Genomic DNA, 18,764 nt, shown 5'->3' with positions numbered 1-18,764 from the left:
CCCCACCCCCACCGCGACCGCCGCCGTCACGACGCCGACCACGACGACGGCTGCCGCGGGGGTGACGGTACGCACCCACGACGGCCTCCTGCGCGGCACCGTCCACGACGGCTACCGCACCTTCGAAGGCATCCCCTACGCCGCACCCCCGCTCGGCCGGCTGCGCTGGACGCCGCCGCGCCCCGCCGCCGGCTGGTCCGGTGTGCGGGACGCGACCCGGCCCGCGAGTGCCTGCCCGCAACCGGCCGGCGAGGTGCCCGGCGGCAGCACCGACGAGGACTGCCTGTACCTGAACGTCACCACACCCGCCCCTGCCCCTGCCGGCGCCGCCACCACCGCCGGTGGCGCTGTGGGTCCGGTCCGGCGGCGGCCGGTGATCGTGTGGCTGCACGGCGGCGGATTCACCACCGGAGCGGGCAGTTCCTACGACGCCCACCGCATGGCCACGCGCGGCGGTGTCGTGGTCGTCACCGTCAACTACCGCCTGGGAGCCCTGGGTTTCCTCGCCCACGACCACCTGCCGGGCTCGGGCACCTTCGGCCTGGCCGACCAGCAGGCCGCGCTGCGCTGGGTCCGCGACGAGATCGGCGCCTTCGGGGGCGACCCCCGCAACGTGACCCTGGCCGGCGAGTCAGCGGGCGGCTACAGCGTCTGCGCGCAGCTCGTGTCACCCGCCGCCGCGGGTCTCTTCGAGCGTGCCGTCATCCAGAGCGGCCCGTGCACCGGCCGCCCCGACCGGCCCTTCGCCCCGTCCTCGATCCCCCTGCCCGACGCCCGCGCCGCGGGCGCGGACCTCGCCACCCGCCTCGGCTGCGGCCCCGCCCGCGCCCGAGAGGTGATGGCCTGCCTGCGCCGGGTCCCCGTCGCTCGTCTCCTCGACGCCCAAGGCGCCGACCAACAGCCCGCCCGCAGCACCGGACTGCTGCCCGTCGATCCGGCGGCGGCGCTCGCCGCGGGACGCTTCCACCATGTCCCCGTCCTGTTGGGCAGCAACCACGACGAGGGCAACGGCTGGGCCGCCGGGATCATCCAGGCCGGCAACCCCGTCACCCCGGTCACCTGGCTCGACGTCGCGGCCGCCTTCTTCCCCTTGCCGGGGCAGGCCGCGGCGATCGTCCGGACGTATCCGGTGCACGAAGGCGACGGCGGCCCCGTCTTCGGTGCGGTCATCGGCGACGCGGACTTCGCCTGCCCGACCGCCCGCACCGGTACCCTGCTGGCCACCCGAGTTCCGTTGTGGCGCTACGAGTTCGCCGACGAACACGCACCGCCGCTCGTCCCGGGCACCCCGCCGTTCCCGCTCGGCGCACCTCACGCGAGTGAACTGCCCTACCTTTTCGACCTCGGCGGCCGCCCCCGCGAGATGACCCCGGCGCAGCGTCGCCTGGCCAACGCCATGATCGACTACTGGACCCGGTTCGCCGCCGCGGCCGACCCCCGCAATCCCGCCGCACCGCCTTGGCCCGGGCACACGGTGCTCTCCCTGGCACCGGACCACATCACCCCCACCGGCACCTTCTCCGCCCGCCACCACTGCGCGTTCTGGAACACCCTCGGGTGACCTGCTCAATGGCGGGGGTCCCTCCGTGCCGTTGCGATACCGTCCTGCCATGTCCCGATCACTCGATGTCGGCCACTCCCAGCCCTCCGTCACCGCGGACGACCTCGACCTCGCCGTGCGGCTCGCTGTGGCGGTCCTGCGCGAGGCGCCCCCAACTGCCTGGGAGAGCAAGGCCGGTTCGCTGGAATGGGACTGCTGGGAAACCGTCGAGCACCTCAGCGACGATCTCTTCGCCTACGCCGCTCAACTGGGACCCAGGAAGCCGCCCTTGGACGGCGAAGTGCCCTTTGTGTGGGAGAGCCGACGCCCCGGCGGCCCGGCCAACGCCATCCACGCGAACCGCGAGGCGGGGCCCGCCGGCCTGCTGCAGGTCCTGGAGGCGAGCGGTGCGCTGCTGGTCGCCATGGTGCGCACGACGCCTCGGCAGACGCGCGCTCACCATGTCTTCGGCGCTTCGGACCCCGAAGGTTTCGCCGCGATGGGGATCGTGGAGACCCTGGTGCACACGCACGACTTGGCGCAAGGGCTCGATCTCGCATGGAGCCCGCCCGCCGATCTGTGCTCCCGGGTGCTCGCCCGGCTGTTTCCGGACGCACCGTCGTCCACGGATTCCTGGTCCACCCTCCTGTGGGCCACCGGACGCGGTGAACTGCCCGGACGGCCTCGTCTCACCACATGGCGCTGGGAGGGCACCCCCCGGGCATAGGCCAAGGTCGTGCGCAGCGCACGGCGCTGCGGAGGTGCCGTCCGGTCCACTCGGTCGCGCGGCATCCCCGCGAATGCGCACGTGGGCGGGCAAGTCCCGCCCTGTCGATGGGCGGTGAACCGCCGGACCCCTCCAGTGAATATTCACAGATTACTCATGTCCTCTTCAAGATTTGCAAAAGGAGGCTTACCTCAGTCGTACCTCGTCCTTCCAGGTCAGCCGCCTGGTGAGGCGATCGACAGCCTCGTGCCGGCCGGCAGGGAGACATGGCGATCAGCCTGCTGGGGCCCCGGCGACGAGGAGGTGGTGGCCGCCGTCCTAGAATCGGCGCGTTGCGGGCAGCTCCAGGCATCCGGGGCGTGAAGATCGCCACGACGGTATCCGTCGGGTGAATACGCACGCCGTCGTGGCGGTACGGTGTGCGGCAGTCGATCGCGTGTTCCGCGATCGCTGACCAGCAAGGGGGAGTTCATGAAACATCGTCGTCCGCGCCAGCGTCGCAGCCTGATCTCCAAGGCGGTCGGCCCGGCGGGTGCGCTGGCCGTCGCGTTGGCCATGGGTAGTTCGCCGGCCATGGCCGCGGGGACGACGTCCGGCAAGCCTGCGGCCACCGGGTTCTCCGCCGACGAGCCCGACCCGGACGCGCCCTGGGCACCCGAGAACGACGAGGTGCCTCTGGACCACAAGCCCGTGCACCCCGAGGCGCTCGCGTCCGCCGGCACGGCTCCCTCCGCCCAGCAGCTCACCATGCCCGCCCCGACCGGTCCGTACCACGTCGGCATGGTCGGCCTGCACCTGCTGGACAAGTCCCGTACGGATCCGTACATACCCGGCAACAAGCACCGCGAGTTGATGGTGTCCCTCTGGTACCCGGCCGCCTCCACGTCCGGGCACTACCAGGCGCCCTGGATGCCGTCCATCTCCGGTGGCCACTTCCTCGCCTCGCGCGGGCTGTCGCCGCAGGAGGTGACCCTGCCGAAGACCGCGGGCCATGTACTCGCCCCGGTGAACACCAAGATCGGCAAGCTGCCCGTCCTGCTCTACTCGACCGGTTTGCACTCGGACCGCGCGATGGGCACCGCCCTCGCCCAGGACCTCGCCAGCCGCGGCTACCTGGTCGTCACGGTCGACCACACCCACGACGCCAACGAGGTGCAGTTCCCCGGCAACCGGCTCGAGCTCAATACGATGCCGGCGGGCTCCCATTCCTCCGACACGCTCAAGGTGCGAGCGGCCGACGTCCGGTTCGTGATCAACGCGCTCGGCACGATCAGCAATGGCGGCAACCCGGACGTGGGCCACGCGACGCTCCCCTCCGGGCTGTCGAAGTCGGTCGACACCTCCCGCATCGGGATGTTCGGCTGGTCGTTGGGCGGCGCGGCGGTCGACACCGCGATGCAGCTCGACCACCGCATCGCCGCCGGCGCCAACCTGGACGGCCAGTTCTTCGGGACGGCGCCGAGCAAGGACCTGGACCGCCCCTTCATGCTGTTCAGCTCCGGTGGCCACAACCGCAACAACGACAGCTCGTGGCGGACGCTGTGGTCACATCTGAAGGGCTACAAGGTCGACATCAAGCTGCACGGCGCGGCGCACCTGTCGTTCAGCGACAACGAGTGGCTGGTGCCGCAGTGGGCCGGCTGGCTCGGACTCTCCCAGAGCCAGATCCAGCAGCAGTACGGCACGATCGACCCCGACCGGGCGGTGCAGGTCCAGCGTGTCTACCTCGCCGCCTTCTTCGACCAGGAGCTGCGGCACAAGCACAGCACTCTGCTCGACGGGCCGCACAGCAGCTATCCGGAGATCTCTTTCGTCCGCTGACCGGACAGCCGATGGGCCGGTTCCCTCTACGGGTGCCCCCTTCGGCGCGTCACTGACGGCGGTACCGTCCATGTGTGCCGCCGTTCCGTGACCATGCTCACTCATGCGACTGTCGCACGAAAATGTGACAGCCATGTGACCGCGACGGACTAGGGTGTCCGCATCGTGGAACACCTGGGCGCTCGACGCCAGTCGATACGCCAGTTGAGGAAGGACCCCCACCCTGCCCTCCGCACCACGGGCGCCGCGCCGACACCGCATTCGTCGCCGCGCCGATATGCCGCTGCTCGGTGGGGTGCGCCCGCCGATAGCCTCGCTCGTCCTACTGCTTCTGGTGGTTGCCGCGCTGACCGTGATCTGCCTCGACGGCATCCCCACCACGGGTGTCCCACAGGCCGTGCTGAACGGGGAGCAGCAGATCGCCGCCGACACCGCGCTGTCCATGCGTACCTCGATCGAAGCCGAAGCGAACGCGGTACGAGGCAAGGCACGCGCCTACCCGGCGACCAGCGCGTCGACTCCCACGACCGCGCTCAAAGCGCTGACCCCCGCCGGCAAGGCGGTCGCCGGTCGTGTGCTCCTCGACGCGCACACCGGCAAACTGCTGGCGACCGGCGGAAAGACGGTGCCGCTGGCCGGCGTCGACGTCGCCAGGACGGCGTCCGGGCACGGCGAGATCCCGCCCCGGCTGGTGACGGCGAGCGGCACCCGGGAACTTCTCTACTTCGCCCGGGTCACGCTGCCCGCGCAGCAGGAGGATCCCGACCAGGACCAGTACCAGGCCCAGGGCGGGGCCGACCGGCAGTGGCTGCTGGTGGTCTCCGAGGCACTCCCGGCCCTCGCGGCGTACGGCGACGGGCGCAAGGCCGAGATGCTGGACGCCCACGGCACCGTGCTCGCCACCGCGGTGCACGGCGCGGCGTCGCCGGCAGCCGACGGCGGTCTGCCGGGGAAGGTGACCCGCGCGGCCCACGAGTCGGGGTCGGACACCGACGCCTCGGGGAGCCTGCTGGGCGCTGCCGTCGGTAACCGGCGCATCGTCGCCGGCTGGGCCCAGGTGGCATCGTCGACAGGTCCGGGCGGAACCGACGACCTCGGTCTGGTGGTGCTCACCTCCCGCATGGCGCCCGCCACGACCACCGCCGTGGACTACTCGCGCTTCGCGTTCCTGGCCGCCGGGGCGCTCGCCGGGGTCGCGCTGCTGCTCTGGCTGGTGCTGCACTTCGTCGTGCAGCAGCCGCTGCTGCGGCTGTTCCTGTCCGCCGGCCGTCTGGCCCGGGGCGCGACCGGCGGCCCGGCCGCGTCGGCGGAGCTGTCCCGGCCGGTACCGGTGCACGGCTTCGGGGAACTGGCCCGGATCGGGCGGGCCCTGGACTCGCTGCGCACACAGCTGCTCGGTGAGAGCGGCCCGCAGGAGATCCCGGCCCGGCGCGGACCGGGCTACCGGGCGCTGGCCGTGGCCGGCGTGGTGGTGGTGGCCTGCTGGGCGGTGCCGATGATCTTCCTGCTGGACCGTGCCGACACCGCGACCGCGGTACCCGCGCCGGTCCTCGCGGACCAGCAGGCGCGCACCGTCCTCGCGACGCACCGGATTCAGCAGTCCCTCGACCAGTCGTACACCGAACTGAACGACGCGGCCGCGACTCTGGCGGGCGGGAGCCGGGCCGCCCAGACCCAGGTGCTGCGGCAGACCCTCGCCGAACACAAGCAGTACCGCTCCCTGTACCTGCTGGACCGCTCCGGGGGCATCACGCTGAGGGTGGGCGACACACCGCTGCGGACTCTCGTCCACGTACCCCACGGCGGCGGGATCACCACCGTCAACACGTCGGGCCGGATCCCGGCGATCGCCGCTTACGCGCAGGTGCCGGCCGCCAAGGGCAAGGTCCCGGCGGCCGGGGTGGTCCTGTTCGGCGAGATCGACGTGCAGGCGCTCAACTCCATCCTGCCCAGGCCCAAACTGGGCACCGTATGGGTGACGGACGACCACGACAGGGTGCTGGCGGCGAGCGAGGGCTACGAGGCCTTCGAGCCGCTGCCCGACCTGGCCCTGACGCGTCTCGCCCGCGCCACCCAGGGCGCTCCGGGGACCGCGGGCAGCGCGACCTCGGCGGTGCACCTCACGTCGTCCGGCCCATCGGTTGACGCCGCCGCGCCGCTGGCCAAGAGCGGCCCGACGGCCCACCTCGGATGGCACCTGGTGACCGCGGAGCCCGCCGCGGCGCTCCAGATCCCCGCGGTGCAGGCCCAGCAGCGCACCATGCTCGCCGGCATCCTGGCCCTCGCCGCCGGTGCGGCCTGCCTGGGCTGGCTGCACGTCGTGGTGATCCGGCCGCTGCGCGCGGTGGCCGTCCTCGTCGAGCGGCTCGCCGGCGGAGACCGCCGCACCGTGCTGCATCCCGTCAACCACGACGAGATCGGCTCGGTCACCCGCAGCCTGGAACTGGTGCGCCAGGCCCTGGCGGAACGCGATCGGGCGGCCAGGTCCGGCCACACCGCGGGCCCCGCACGGTCCCTGCGTGAGCACACCCCCCAGCGGTAGAAGGACGGAAACCGACATGCTCTTCCTCTATGTCATAGTCCTGCTCTGCTGCGCCGGGCTGTGGATCGCCGGAATCCTGGAGCAGCGCCGGCACTTCGCCTCGCTGGAGCAGATACCCACGCGGGTGCTGGTCAACGGCATCCGCGGCAAGAGTTCGATCACCCGGCTGTGCGCGGGAGCGCTGCGCGGCGGCGGCTTGGTCACGGTCGCCAAGACCACTGGTACCGCGGCCCGGTTCATCCATCCGGACGCCACCGAGGAGCCGGTGTACCGGAAGTTCAACATCTCCAACATCGTCGAGCAGATCGGCATCGTGCGGCGTGCGGCGACCTACCGCCCGGACGCGCTGGTGATCGAGTGCATGGCGGTCATGCCCGCGCTGCAGGAGATCAATCAGGAGAAGCTGATCCGCTCCACGATCGGCGTGCTGTGCAACGTCCGCGAGGACCACCTGGAAGAGATGGGACCCACGCTCGACGACGTCGCACGCTCGCTCTCCCGGTCGATGCCGGTGGGCGGGGTGTGTGTGACGGCGGAGAAGGACCGGCTGCACATCCTCCAGGAGGAGGCCGACAAGCGGAACTGCCGGCTGATCGCGGTCGATCCCGAGACGGTGACCGACGCCGAACTGCGGGGCTTCAGCTGGTTCACGTTCAAGGAGAACGTGGCGATCGCACTCGCCGTCGCCGAACTGCTCGGTGTGGAGCGGCAGACCGCGATGCAGGGCATGTGGGACGCGCCGCCCGACCCGGGCGTGCTGTCCGTGGAGCGCTATGTCACCCCCGACGGCAAGCGGCTGCGGTTCGCCAACGTCTTCGCGGCCAACGACCCCGAGTCGACGCTGATGAACGTGAAGCAGCTGGAGGATCTGGGCGCGATCCGGCGTCCGCTCAGCGTGATCATCAACTGCCGCCCCGACCGGGTGGAGCGCAACGGCCAGATGGGCGCGATCGTCCCCGACCTCGCCGCCGAGACGGTGTTCCTGATCGGCCATCCGACCAAGAGCGCCCGCGACGCGATTCCGGAGGGCTTCTCCGGCAGGGTGGTGGACCTCGGCGGCGACCGCCGGGACCCCGGGGAGCTGACCGCGGCGATTCTCGCCGAACTCGACCCCGTCGCCTCGCTGGTGGCGATCGGCAACATCCACGGTCAGGGCGAGCTGTTCCTGGAGTGCCTGGCCGAGCTGCCGCTGGACGAATCCGCCGACCCGCTCGACCTCGTTCTGGACGGCGACGGCCTGGACCAGGAAACCATGCAGATCGCCATCCCCCGGCCGCGGATCTCGGTGGCCCGGCCGCCCGAGCCGGAGCCGTACAGCTGGGTGGCGCCGCTTGAGACACCCACGTACGCCTTCCGTATCCCGTTGCAACGCGACCCGGACCGGCGGTCAGCCGAACGCCAGGACTGGCCGCCCGACGACCGCGACACAGCGGACGACCCGCACCACCCCCATGATCCGTACCAGTTCACGAGGAACCCGTGATCCCCGCCAACCTCAACGCACAGACCGCCGCACTCGGGATCGCCCTCGGACTGGTCTTCTCCCTCGTCTGCTACCTGACCACCAACCTCTCTCCCGGAGGGATGATCACCCCGGGCTGGATCGCCCTCACGCTCGTCACCGACGTGCGCATGGCCGGGCTGATGGTGGCGGTGGCGGCGGCGACGTACTTCTTGACGAAGCTGCTCCAGCGCACGGTCATCCTCTACGGCAAGAGGCTGTTCGCCGCCGTCGTGCTGTGCGCGGTCCTGCTGCAGACCACCGTGATGCTCGCCCTCAGCCACGAATTCCCGCTGTTGTACACCTCGCAGACCCTTGGCTTCATCGTCCCGGGCCTGGTCTCCTACCAGATGTCCCGCCAGCCGTTGGCGGCCACGGTCATCTCGACCACGGCGGTGACCCTGGCGACGTACGTGGTGCTGGTCTCCGGTCTTCTGATCGGCGTCCTGCCCACCGGCTGACCCGTACCCGCACCTGTCCACCATCCACCCGCTCGTCTCACACTTCCAGGAGGACCGGCCATGCGCCACGAACCCGTCGGCAGGCGGAGCCGCCCGACTCGCCGCGCCGTTTTCCGGACCATCGCAGGCGTGGCGGCGGCAGGCGTGGCGGGCGGATACGCCTGGGAACGCCTCGGGCACGGCGACGGCGGGGGTGCCGCGGACGCCGACGGCAAGAACTCCGGCTCGGGCGCCCGGCTCAACGGGCCCCACACCTTCGAGCGGCTGTCCGCCCCCGACCGCACCGTGGTCCGCGCCGGTGACGGCGGCACGCTCGCCACGTTCACCGACGGTGCCCGTACGGCCGTGCTGACCGGTCCCAGCCGCACCTTCGGTGAGCATCGGACGACCGAGGCCAAGGTGACGACGGACGCCTGGGTCCGCGTGCTTCCGCACGCGTGGCAGCAGGGCATGGAGAAGTCCGCCTGGTTCACCACCTGGTTCCGCAAGACGCTCGGCGACAGCAGCCCGGACGTCTTCGCCGTGGCGTTCCAGTACAGCAGCGCCGGCGCGCCCGACAAGCACAACGGCGCCGGCGTCCGCTACGCGGGCACAGCGCACTTCGGCCCGCGCAACGCCGCGGTCAACAACCCGCTGGACTTCGCCTACCACGACGAGCAATCCGACTTCTACGACTATCTGGGCATCGACTGGACCTTCCCGGACGGCACGCGCGTGCAGCACGAGAAGGCCCGCTACGGCGACGTCGACTGCTCCGGCTTCCAGCGTCTGGTGTGGGGCTACCGCATGGGCATCCCCCTGCACAACACCAACGCCCGGGGCAACGGGCTGCCGCGCCGCGCGTTCGCCATCGCCGCCTACGGCCCCGGCCGCCTGGTGATCCCCGACACCGGCGCGCAGCCCACCGATCTGGACGCGCTGCAACCCGGCGACCTGGTCTTCTTCGCCATCATCAAGGACCGGCCGAACTTCATCGACCACTGCGGCATGTACATGGGCCTCGACGACCAGGGCCGGCACCGCTTCTACTCCAGCCGCTCCGCCGCCAACGGCCCGACCATGGGCGACCTGTCCGGCCGCTCACTGCTGGACGGCACCGACTTCTACGCCCGCGGTTTCCGGGCGGCCCGCCGCCTGTGACCGTGCCGCGTGTGCACGGCCGCTCCACCTGAACTGCTCACCCGAGGACCACTGTCATGACAGCCATCCCCGCCGCCCAGTCCACCGGATCGCGACGCGGCCGCCGGGCGGCGAGCCGAAGTACCGACGAGCCGGAAGCCGCCCCGCGCTGGGAGCGCCCCGCGCTCACCGCGGTGCTCGCCGTCGCCACGGTGCTGTACTCCTGGGGCATCGGGCATGCCGCGCTCCACCCGTTCTACGGTGCGGCGATACGCTCGATGGCCGGAAGTTGGCGCGCGTTCTTCTTCGGCGGTCTCGACACCGCGGGTTCGATCAGCATCGACAAACTGCCCGGCGCCTTCTGGCCCGACGCCGTCTCCGTCTGGCTGTTCGGCGATCACACCTGGGCGGCCGCGCTTCCGCAGGTCGTCGAGGGCGTGCTCACCGTATGGCTGCTGCACCGTGTCGTGCGAGCCTGGGCCGGCCCGTTCGCCGCGCTGACCGCCGCGCTCGTGCTCACCCTCACCCCGGTCACCGTGGCGCTCAACCGCGCCACCATCCCGGACACCACACTCACGCTGCTCCTCGTGGCGGCCGCCGGAGCGCTGCAGAAGGCGGTCCGCACCGAGCGGCTGCTGCCACTGATCACCTGCGGAGTCTGGGTCGGGCTCGCCTTCCAGGCGAAGATGCTGCAAGCGTGGCTGGTGCTGCCGGTCTTCGCCGCGGTGTACCAACTCGTGGCCCCCGGAACGGCGTTGAAGCGCGCCCTGCGGGTCCTGCTGGCCGGGGCGGTCGCGCTGGCGGTCTCCTGCTCCTGGATGCTCATCGTCTGGGTGACACCGGCGGCCGACCGCCCCTACCTCGACGGGACCTCCGACAACAATCCGTTCGCCCTGGTCTTCGGCTACAACGGCCTGAGCCGCTTCAGCAGCGATCCCACCGCGTTCGGCGCCGTCGCGGGCACCGTCGCCAGCCGCACCACCGGCAACACCGGCTGGGACATGCTGATCAACGACACGGTCGGCCCGCAGATCTCCTGGCTGCTGCCGCTCGCCGCGCTCGCCGCGGTGCTGGGCGTCGCCTGGCAGGCCGGCCGGCCGCGAACCGATCTCACCCGCGCGGGATTCGTGATGTGGGGCGGCTGGCTGGCCGTGCACACCGTGATCTTCGGCATCTCCAACGGCAACCACGCCTACTACACGGCCGTCATCGCCCCGGCGATCGCAGCACTGGCCGGTGGCGGTCTGGCACTCTTCCGATCGGAGTACGAGGCGCCGTACGAGCCCGGCCAGGAAGCGGTCGGCCGGCGGTACCTGACGCTGCCCGTGTCGATCGCGCTGACGGCCGCGTGGGCCCTGGTGCTCGATTGGCCGACCCGTTTCGACTCCTGGCTGCTGCCGGTCGCTGTGATGCTCGCGCTGTGCGGCGTGGTGGGCCTGTGGAGCCGGGGGCCGCGCACCTCCCCACGTAAGGTCAGCGCCGCCCTCGCCGCCGGGCTGACGGCCATCCTGGTCGTCCCGGCCGGTTGGGCCGTCTCCAGCCTCGACCCGCTCTACGCGGGCGCCGCCACCTCGCCGATGGCCGGTCCGGTCGGCAAGTCGTACTACGAGCACCCGCGCCACGCTCCGCGCCGAAGGGGGCTGAGCCGGCCCAGCACCCGCGACACCGCCCTGCTCGACTACCTCACCACGCACCGCCACGGCGAGAAGTACCTGCTCGCCACCCAGGCCGCCTACACCGCCGAGCCCCTGCTGCGAGCGAAGTCCGAACCCATCCTCGTCATGGGCGGGTTCACCGGCAGCACTCCATTCCCGACCGCCGAGCAGCTCGGGCGACTCGTCACCGCCCACGAGGTGCGCTACGCGCTGCTCACCAGCCGGCGTCCCACCACCGCCGCCACCAGCTGGGTGCACGCCCACTGCGCCCGCATCCGACCCACCGCCTACGGCCTCCGCACCGACGGCAGCTTCACCCTCTACGACTGCGCAGCCCACAAGTGAGCCGACCTGCGGCCGGGCCAGGGCAGGAGAAGCCCGAGGCACCTCGAGACGCCGAGCTGGGGAAACTCACCAGATGACGCAGCCACGCGTCACCTCGGCGTCAACGGATGTCCCACCGTCTCGACGGCGGTCCCGTCTGCGCTCGCCGCGCCGCAGTGCGCGACGTTGCTTTCCCGACAGGGTGGCGGCCAACTCGCCCACCAGAGCCACGTCGTGGCAATCGCCGTCCCGGGTGCCCCGGCACCACCACACCGGTGGAACGTCCGTGTCCGTCCCGCCCTCGTACCAGTCGCCCGTGGTCCCCGCGGGACGGGGATGCATGCCGATCTTGTGCTCCCGGCAGACCGGCCACACCTGCCAGAGCAACTCCATGACGGTCGACTGCGCCGCATCCGCGACCACGGACAGGACCGTCGCCGCGTCGTCCGGCTCGGGCGGGTCGTCCTCATCCAGGTCGCACGCGTTCACCGCGTTGCCGTGCCAACGGCCGTCGGGCATGGCGACGTAGACCTGGCCCCTGTCGATTCCGCTCGGCGGCGATGCCCGGTGAGGTGGTTGAACCATCAATATCAGCGGGTCCTGACCCGGCAGGGTCGCCGTCAGGTCGCGGTTGACCACGGCGAGCGCGGCCTCCAGTTTCGGCCACCGGCCGCGCTCGGCCGGCCTGGGCTCCGGGAGCCGTCGCCGGTCGCCAGGACCGATGCCGGCATGAGAGAAGGAGTGCACCCGGGCATCGTCCCACCCGCGCCGGCCTGGGCAGCGTCCGCGGTCGAGCGTGTGCCGCGCGGGCCTCGCCGCTCGCCGTGCTTGGGAGGTTCTTGACGCGGCCGCAGGACTGAAGAGCGAGCGCACGGCAACGAGCAGGTGGTGACACGCATAGCAATCGTCGCCCTGACTCTCCTCGCAGGCGCGCTGGCCTCCCTGGCATCCGGCCTGATCTCGCCCTGGTGGCTGTTCGCCGCCGTGCCCTTGGTCCTGCTCGGGCTGCTGGGCGCCTGGGATCTGCTGCAACGCAAGCATTCGGTGTTGCGCAACTACCCGGTCCTCGGCCATGCCCGCTTCCTCATGGAGGCCATCCGTCCGGAGCTGCAGCAGTACTTCATCGAGCGGAACTTCGACGGCCGCCCCTTCGACCGGGACGTGCGCAACATCGTCTACGAGCGCGCCAAGGGCACCGACGCCGAGGAGCCGTACGGCACCGAGCAGGACGTGTACCAGCCCGGTTACGAGTTCCTGGTGCCGTCCATGGCGCCGTGCCCGGTGCCGAAGTCCCCGCCGCGCGTGCGGATCGGCGGCCCCGACTGCGCGCGACCGTACGACATGGCCCTGCTGAACGTGTCGGCCATGAGCTTCGGCTCCCTGTCGGCCAACGCGGTCCTGGCCCTCAACGGCGGTGCCGCGGCGGGCGGTTTCGCCCATGACACCGGCGAGGGCGGGCTGTCGGAATACCATCTGCGGCCGGGAGGCGACCTCGTGTGGGAGGTCGGCACCGGGTACTTCGGGTGCCGGACCCGCGACGGCGACTTCGACCCGGCCGAGTTCGCCGACAAGGCCGCGCACGACCACGTCAAATGCGTGTCCCTGAAGCTCTCGCAGGGCGCCAAGCCCGGCATCGGCGGTGTGCTGCCGGGCGCCAAGGTGAACGCCGAGATCGCCAGGGTCCGGGACGTGCCCGAGGGCCGCACCGTCATCTCCCCGCCGTACCACCGGGTGTTCTCCACCCCGCGTGAACTCGTCCACTTCATCGTCCGCATGCGCGAACTGTCCGGCGGCAAGCCCACCGGGTTCAAACTGTGCGTGGGTTCGCGCCGGCAGTTCCTGGCCGTGTGCAAGGCCATGCTGGAGGAGGGCACGACGCCCGACTTCATCGTGGTGGACGGCGCCGAGGGCGGAACCGGCGCGGCGCCCCTGGAGTTCGCCGACCACGTCGGCACCCCGCTCACCGAAGGCCTGCTCACCGTGCACAACGCCCTCGTAGGCACGGGCCTGCGCGACCGGATCAAGATCGGGGCGAGTGGCAAGATCGCCACCGGTACCGACCTCGTCAAGCGCCTGGTGCAGGGCGCCGACTACGGCAACGCGGCACGGGCGATGATGTTCGCCGTCGGCTGCATCCAGGCGCAGAGGTGCCACACCAACACCTGCCCCACCGGCGTCACGACCCAGGACCCGCACCGGGCCCGCGCCCTGGACGTGCGGGACAAGGCGCCGCGCGTCCAGCGGTTCCAGGAGGCGACCGTGGCCAGCGCACTGCAGATCATGGCGTCCATGGGCGTCACCGATCCCGCGGAGCTCCGCCCGCACATGCTCCGCCGACGCATCGACCCCATCACCGAACGCTCCTACGAGGAGTTGTACGAGTGGCTCGAACCAGGGCAGTTGCTCGCCGGGCCGCCGGCTGCCTGGGCGGCCGACTGGAAGGCCGCCGACCCCGACCGTTTCACCGTGTGACCAGGAGGACCTACGTGCCCCGTACCGTTGCCCAAGTCATCGTGGACGCGCTGAGCGAACTGGGCGTGCGCCAGGTGTTCGGCGTCGTGGGAGACGCGCTCAACCCGCTGACCGACGCCATCCGCACCACCGACGGCCTGGAGTGGGTGGGCTGTCGGCACGAGGAGGCGGCAGCCTTCGCAGCGAGCGCCCAGTCGCAGCTCACCGACACCCTCGGCGTGTGCATGGGCACCGTCGGACCCGGCTCCGTACATCTCCTCAACGGGCTGTACGACGCCGCCAAATCCCACGCACCGGTGCTGGCCATCGCCGGCCAGGTGCCGCTCGCCGAACTCGGCAGCGACTACTTCCAGGAGGTCGACAACGACGCCCTCTTCAGCGACGTGGCCGTCTTCCGCGCGACGGTCACCTCGCCCGACCAACTGCCGCAGATGCTGGAGACGGCGGTGCGCCACGCTCTGGGCCGCAAGGGCGTCGCCGTCCTCACCGTGCCGGGCGACCTGGGCGAGCGTGAGGTGACCACCGACCGGCCGGCGCGGTTCTCCTTGAACGCTCCGGTGAGTCGGCCGGAGGGGTCCGCCGTCCGCCGCGCGGCGGAGCTCCTCGACCGGTCCGAGCGCGTCACCCTGCTCGTCGGCGAAGGAGCCCGGGCTGCCCGGCAGGACGTGCTCGCCCTCGCCGACCGCCTGGCCGCGCCCATGGTGCTCACCCTCAAGGCCAAGGCCGGTTTCGAGGGCGACACCAATCCCTTCCAGGTGGGTCAGACGGGCCTGATCGGCAATCCGGCCGCGGCCGAGGCCCTTCAGGACGCCGACACCCTGCTGCTGCTCGGCACGGACTTCCCGTACCGGGACTGGTATCCCGAGGGCCGGACCGTGATCCAGGTGGACACCGAGGCGACCCACATCGGACGCCGGGTACCGGTCGAGGTCGGGCTGGTGGGGGACGCCGGCGCCACCGTACGCGACCTGCTGGACCACCTCACCGCCCCGCCGGCGGGATCCGCCGACGCACGCGACCGCTCGCACCTGGAGAAGGCGCGCGAACGTTTCGAGAAGTGGCGCGCCGGTCAGGCCCGGCTCGCCGACCCCTCGCACGACAAGGGTGTCGTGGGCCGCATCCGCTCCGCGCTGGACAACCGCGCGCACGACATCCGTCCGGAGGTGCTCGCCGCGGCCGTCGACCGGGTAGCAGCGGACGACGCCGTCTTCACCTCCGACACGGGCATGGCCACGGTGTGGCTCTCGCGCTTCGTCGAGATGCGCGGCGAGCGGCGCCTCATCGGCTCCTACAACCTGGGCTCGATGGCCAACGCCATGCCGCAGGCTCTGGGCGCCCAGGGCCTGGACCGCGAGCGACAGGTCGTCGCCTTCTGCGGCGACGGCGGACTGAGCATGCTCCTCGGCGACCTCATGACCCTGAAGACGTACCAGTTGCCCGTCAAACTCGTCGTCTTCGACAACCGCCGGCTGGGCATGGTGAAGCTCGAACAGGAACAGGCCGGCCTGCCCGAGTTCGGCACGGTGCTCGACAACCCCGACTTCGCCGCCGTGGCCGAGGCCATGGGTATCACCGGCATCCGCGTGACCGACCCCGCCGACGTCGAGAGCGCCGTACGACGCGCCTTCGACAGCCCGGGTCCGGTACTGCTCGACGTGCTCACCAACCCCGACGAGATCGCCGTTCCGGCCAAGCCGACCGTCGAGCAGGGCTGGGGCTTCGCGCTGGCCAAGGTGAAGGAAGTCGTGCGCAGCCATGGAGAGCCGGACGGAGACTGACGGCGCCGGCGTAAGCAGGTGCGCTCCGGCGTTGTCGCCGGAGCGCACCGCGTGCTTTCGCAGGCAGTTCGGTGGGTCACCAGCACGTGGCGTCCTGCCGTCCCTCGTTGCGTGCGACGCCGAAATCCAGCGGTAGCACTCGGTTTCTGGAAGGTGAGGGCCCGGTGGGCGTTGGTTGTCGGACTCATTCCCGGCGGGCTTCCAGTGCACGAACCTGCGCCCCAGTCACCTCGAACCGCTGCTGCGCGGTCGGCACTTGCCGTGAGTCCAGGCCCTTGACCCTCACGTGACGTCAGGCTCCATAGTCGGTGCCGTGGAGGATCACTGGACCGTGGGACGCGTGGCCGAGCTGGCCGGCGTGAGCGTCCGCACGCTGCATCACTACGACGAGATCAGGCTCGTTCGGCCGTCGGCGCGGACCGCGGCCGGGTACCGGGCCTATTCGGCGGGCGACGTGGAGCGACTGCGGGAGGTGCTGGCCTACCGGCGGTTGGGTTTCGGGCTGCGGGAGATCGCGGAACTGGTCGGCGACCCGTCTGCCGACGCGGTCGCGCACCTGCGCCGACTGCGCGCTCTGCTGTTGGACCGTCGTGATCGCGCTGACGCCATGGTCGCGGCCATCGACCGGGAACTGGAGACGCGGGCGAAGGGGCTGAGGGTGACACCGGAGGAGCAACTGGGAATGCTCGGTGCACGGCTGTACGACGCGATCGGCGGCGCTTACCCCGCGACACGGCGTACCGAGCCGCGGATCGCCGCACGGATCTGGGACGCGCTCGGAGACGCGCGGACGGTGCTGAACGTCGGGGCCGGCACCGGCTCCTACGAGCCCGCTGATTGCGACGTGACCGCGGTGGAGCCATCGGCGGTCATGCGGGAGCAGCGGCCTGCCGGTTCGGCGCCGTGCGTGGCCGCCGTGGCGGAGAGCCTGCCGTTCGGGGACCAGTCCTTCGACGTCGCGATGGCCGTCTCCACCGTTCACCACTGGGGGGACCCGACAGCGGGGCTGCGCGAGCTGCGGCGCGTGGCCCGCCACGTGGTGGTGCTCACCTTCGACACCGACGAGCCCGGATGGCAGGACCGGTTCTGGCTCACCCGCGACTACCTGCCCGAGTTCGCCACCGTACTCGCGGGGTTTCCCTCGCTTGCTGGGATGGCCGACGCGATCGGCGCCCGCGCTGAGCCGGTGCCCATCCCGTGGGACTGCGCCGACGGCCTGTTCGAGGCGTACTGGCGCCGACCTGAGGCGTATCTGGAGGACCACGTGCGCCGTGCGATGTCGGTGTGGACGAGGGTCGGGCCGGAGGTCGAGCAGCGGGCGGTGCGAAGCCTCGGCGACGACCTCGACTCGGGCCGGTGGGTCGAACGCAACAGCGACCTCGCCGACCGCGACGCGGCAGATCTCGGCCTCCGCCTGCTCGTAGCGTGACCCGCGCCGCACGCTCAGGATCACGGCGGCTTCCCATGTGCTGGGCTTCGCGGGATGCCGACTGTCCGCTTGGACGGGGGAGGGGGTGCGCGGGCCCAGAAGAAGCGGCTGTGTGCCGGCGCAGTAGCCGTGTTCGGCCCAGCCTGCGAGAACGATCTTGGATACCCTCGTTCTCCTGCTCCGCAGACACCCCTTGGATCACACCACCAGGAGGAACCGGTGTCACACCCGCAACTGCGCACCCCCGAGGAGAAGCTCGCCGACGCGAAGAAGCTGTTGAGGCTCCCGCGTATCGTCGTGATCTGCGGCTCCACCCGCTTCATGACCGAGATGAACGAGGCCGATCTGCGGGAGACCAAAGCCGGAAAGATCGTCGTCAAACCGGGCTGTGACATGAAGTCGCCGCACGAACTTTGGTCCGATCCGGTCGAGGCCGACGCGTTGAAGGTTCGACTCGACGATCTGCACCGGGCGAAGATCCGGCTCGCTGATGAGGTGCTCGTGGTCGGGGACTACATCGGAGACAGCACCCGAGCCGAAATCGCCTACGCCCGGTCGCTGGGCAGGCCCGTGCGGTTCACGCACCCCGAAGTCGACCCTGACGCCTGACCGCCGCTGCCCGCAGGACGGCGTTGTCGGTGGTGGCTGAGACGCTGGTCGGTATGAACGGCGATGAGCAGTTGCTGCGTGGCCGGGTGTACGGCTGCGACCACGACGACCCCAATCCCGGGCCACTCCCCGCTCGGACGTACGCCACGCTCGTCGGCGGCCCCTTGGACGGTCTGCTGCTGGATATCACCGGGTGGACGGCAGAGGAAATCGACGGTGGCGTCGCCCTGGCCACCGAGCTGTCGCGGTGGCCCGGCGGCCGGGCCCTGTACGACCCGAGGGCCGACGAGCCGCACGTGCGAGGCCCGGGAGTGGCCCGCCGTTTGCACTACTCCGGTGACACACCCTGACCACAGGCCGCCGACGGCAACTCATGAGTCGGTGCTGCGGTGCTGCGGTGCTGCGGTGCTGCGGTGCGTGAGGTGCGGGGTTGGGGGAACGCTGCATGACGCGCGGCGCGCATATGCCCCGTAATTCGCGCAAGTAACTCACATTTTGCGCGCTTGTAGGCGTGAAGTAAGGGCACATGTTGGCCAGGAGGTTGATAGCAATGGTTCCCCTGCTTCTGGTTCTTCTGCTGGCTCTGATCCTCTTCGGTGCGGGTTTCGCGCTGAAGGCACTGTGGTGGATCGCGGTGATCGTGCTCGTCGTGTGGCTGCTGGGCTTCGTCGTCCGTACGGCGGACGGTGGCGGCCGCAAAGGCCGCTGGTACCGCTGGTAGCCGATAGACGCCAGGCGCGATGAGCGCGCCATGCGAGAGGTGAGTGGGGCCCGGCCGGATACGGC

General features: G+C 71.0%; 15 protein-coding genes. 14 read left to right on the top strand and 1 reads right to left on the bottom strand.

From position 1 onward, the window contains the following. The 8 genes from V7E45_RS27585 to V7E45_RS27550 all read left to right on the top strand — a co-directional run. Positions 1-1,561 (top strand): carboxylesterase/lipase family protein (locus tag V7E45_RS27585; RefSeq protein ID WP_333776910.1); only part of this gene is annotated, 1,561 nt, incomplete at its 5' end. Between the two features lie 49 nt (positions 1,562-1,610). Further along, positions 1,611-2,267 (top strand): hypothetical protein, encoded by a 657-nt coding sequence (locus tag V7E45_RS27580; RefSeq protein WP_333776909.1) that lies wholly within the window; start codon positions 1,611-1,613, stop codon positions 2,265-2,267. A gap of 471 nt (positions 2,268-2,738) precedes the next feature. After that, on the top strand, positions 2,739-4,088 hold the full coding sequence (locus V7E45_RS27575; RefSeq protein WP_333776908.1) for an alpha/beta hydrolase family protein: 1,350 nt from the start codon (positions 2,739-2,741) through the stop codon (positions 4,086-4,088). 334 nt (positions 4,089-4,422) lie between these two features. Continuing rightward, a complete protein-coding gene (locus V7E45_RS27570; protein ID WP_333776907.1) occupies positions 4,423-6,630 on the top strand; it encodes a HAMP domain-containing protein in 2,208 nt (735 codons plus the stop codon). Between the two features lie 16 nt (positions 6,631-6,646). Continuing rightward, entirely contained in the window at positions 6,647-8,113 is a 1,467-nt protein-coding gene (gene pgsB / locus V7E45_RS27565) for a poly-gamma-glutamate synthase PgsB (protein ID WP_333776906.1), read from the top strand. Then, positions 8,110-8,592: a poly-gamma-glutamate biosynthesis protein PgsC/CapC gene (locus V7E45_RS27560; RefSeq protein WP_333776905.1), complete on the top strand. Its 483-nt coding sequence runs from the start codon at positions 8,110-8,112 to the stop codon at positions 8,590-8,592. The genes pgsB and V7E45_RS27560 overlap by 4 nt, the downstream gene beginning before the upstream one ends. A gap of 129 nt (positions 8,593-8,721) precedes the next feature. Further along, positions 8,722-9,732: an NlpC/P60 family protein gene (locus tag V7E45_RS27555; protein WP_333776904.1), complete on the top strand. Its 1,011-nt coding sequence runs from the start codon at positions 8,722-8,724 to the stop codon at positions 9,730-9,732. Positions 9,733-9,788: 56 nt separating this feature from the next. Continuing rightward, a complete protein-coding gene (locus V7E45_RS27550) occupies positions 9,789-11,711 on the top strand; it encodes an ArnT family glycosyltransferase (RefSeq protein ID WP_333776903.1) in 1,923 nt (640 codons plus the stop codon). 66 nt (positions 11,712-11,777) lie between these two features. Here V7E45_RS27550 and V7E45_RS27545 read toward each other — a convergent pair whose 3' ends face one another. Then, positions 11,778-12,437 (bottom strand): hypothetical protein, encoded by a 660-nt coding sequence (locus tag V7E45_RS27545; protein ID WP_333776902.1) that lies wholly within the window; start codon positions 12,435-12,437, stop codon positions 11,778-11,780. Positions 12,438-12,578: 141 nt separating this feature from the next. Between V7E45_RS27545 and V7E45_RS27540 the strand changes: the two genes are divergently transcribed. The 6 genes from V7E45_RS27540 (at position 12,579) to V7E45_RS27515 (ending at position 18,699) form a co-directional block, all read left to right on the top strand. Next, positions 12,579-14,162 carry an FMN-binding glutamate synthase family protein gene (locus V7E45_RS27540; protein ID WP_333776901.1) on the top strand — a complete coding sequence of 528 codons (1,584 nt, stop codon included), beginning with the start codon at positions 12,579-12,581 and terminating at the stop codon, positions 14,160-14,162. Between the two features lie 14 nt (positions 14,163-14,176). Continuing rightward, complete coding sequence (locus V7E45_RS27535) at positions 14,177-15,940, top strand: thiamine pyrophosphate-dependent enzyme (RefSeq protein WP_333776900.1); 1,764 nt, start codon at positions 14,177-14,179, stop codon at positions 15,938-15,940. A gap of 331 nt (positions 15,941-16,271) precedes the next feature. Further along, positions 16,272-17,369 carry a MerR family transcriptional regulator gene (locus V7E45_RS27530; RefSeq protein ID WP_333776911.1) on the top strand — a complete coding sequence of 366 codons (1,098 nt, stop codon included), beginning with the start codon at positions 16,272-16,274 and terminating at the stop codon, positions 17,367-17,369. A 219-nt stretch (positions 17,370-17,588) separates the two neighbouring features. Then, entirely contained in the window at positions 17,589-17,978 is a 390-nt protein-coding gene (locus V7E45_RS27525) for a hypothetical protein (RefSeq protein ID WP_333776899.1), read from the top strand. A 53-nt stretch (positions 17,979-18,031) separates the two neighbouring features. Next, positions 18,032-18,328 carry a hypothetical protein gene (locus V7E45_RS27520; protein WP_333776898.1) on the top strand — a complete coding sequence of 99 codons (297 nt, stop codon included), beginning with the start codon at positions 18,032-18,034 and terminating at the stop codon, positions 18,326-18,328. 200 nt (positions 18,329-18,528) lie between these two features. Then, the gene (locus V7E45_RS27515) at positions 18,529-18,699 is read left to right on the top strand and encodes a hydrophobic protein (protein WP_225828400.1); all 171 of its coding nucleotides are present in this window, start codon (positions 18,529-18,531) and stop codon (positions 18,697-18,699) included. Positions 18,700-18,764: the final 65 nt, after the last annotated feature.

Source organism: Streptomyces sp. IBSBF 3136 (genome assembly GCF_036815105.1).
Lineage (GTDB): Bacteria > Actinomycetota > Actinomycetes > Streptomycetales > Streptomycetaceae > Streptomyces.
Note: the sequence above shows the minus strand (reverse complement) of the source record. Positions and strands in the feature narration are given on the sequence as shown.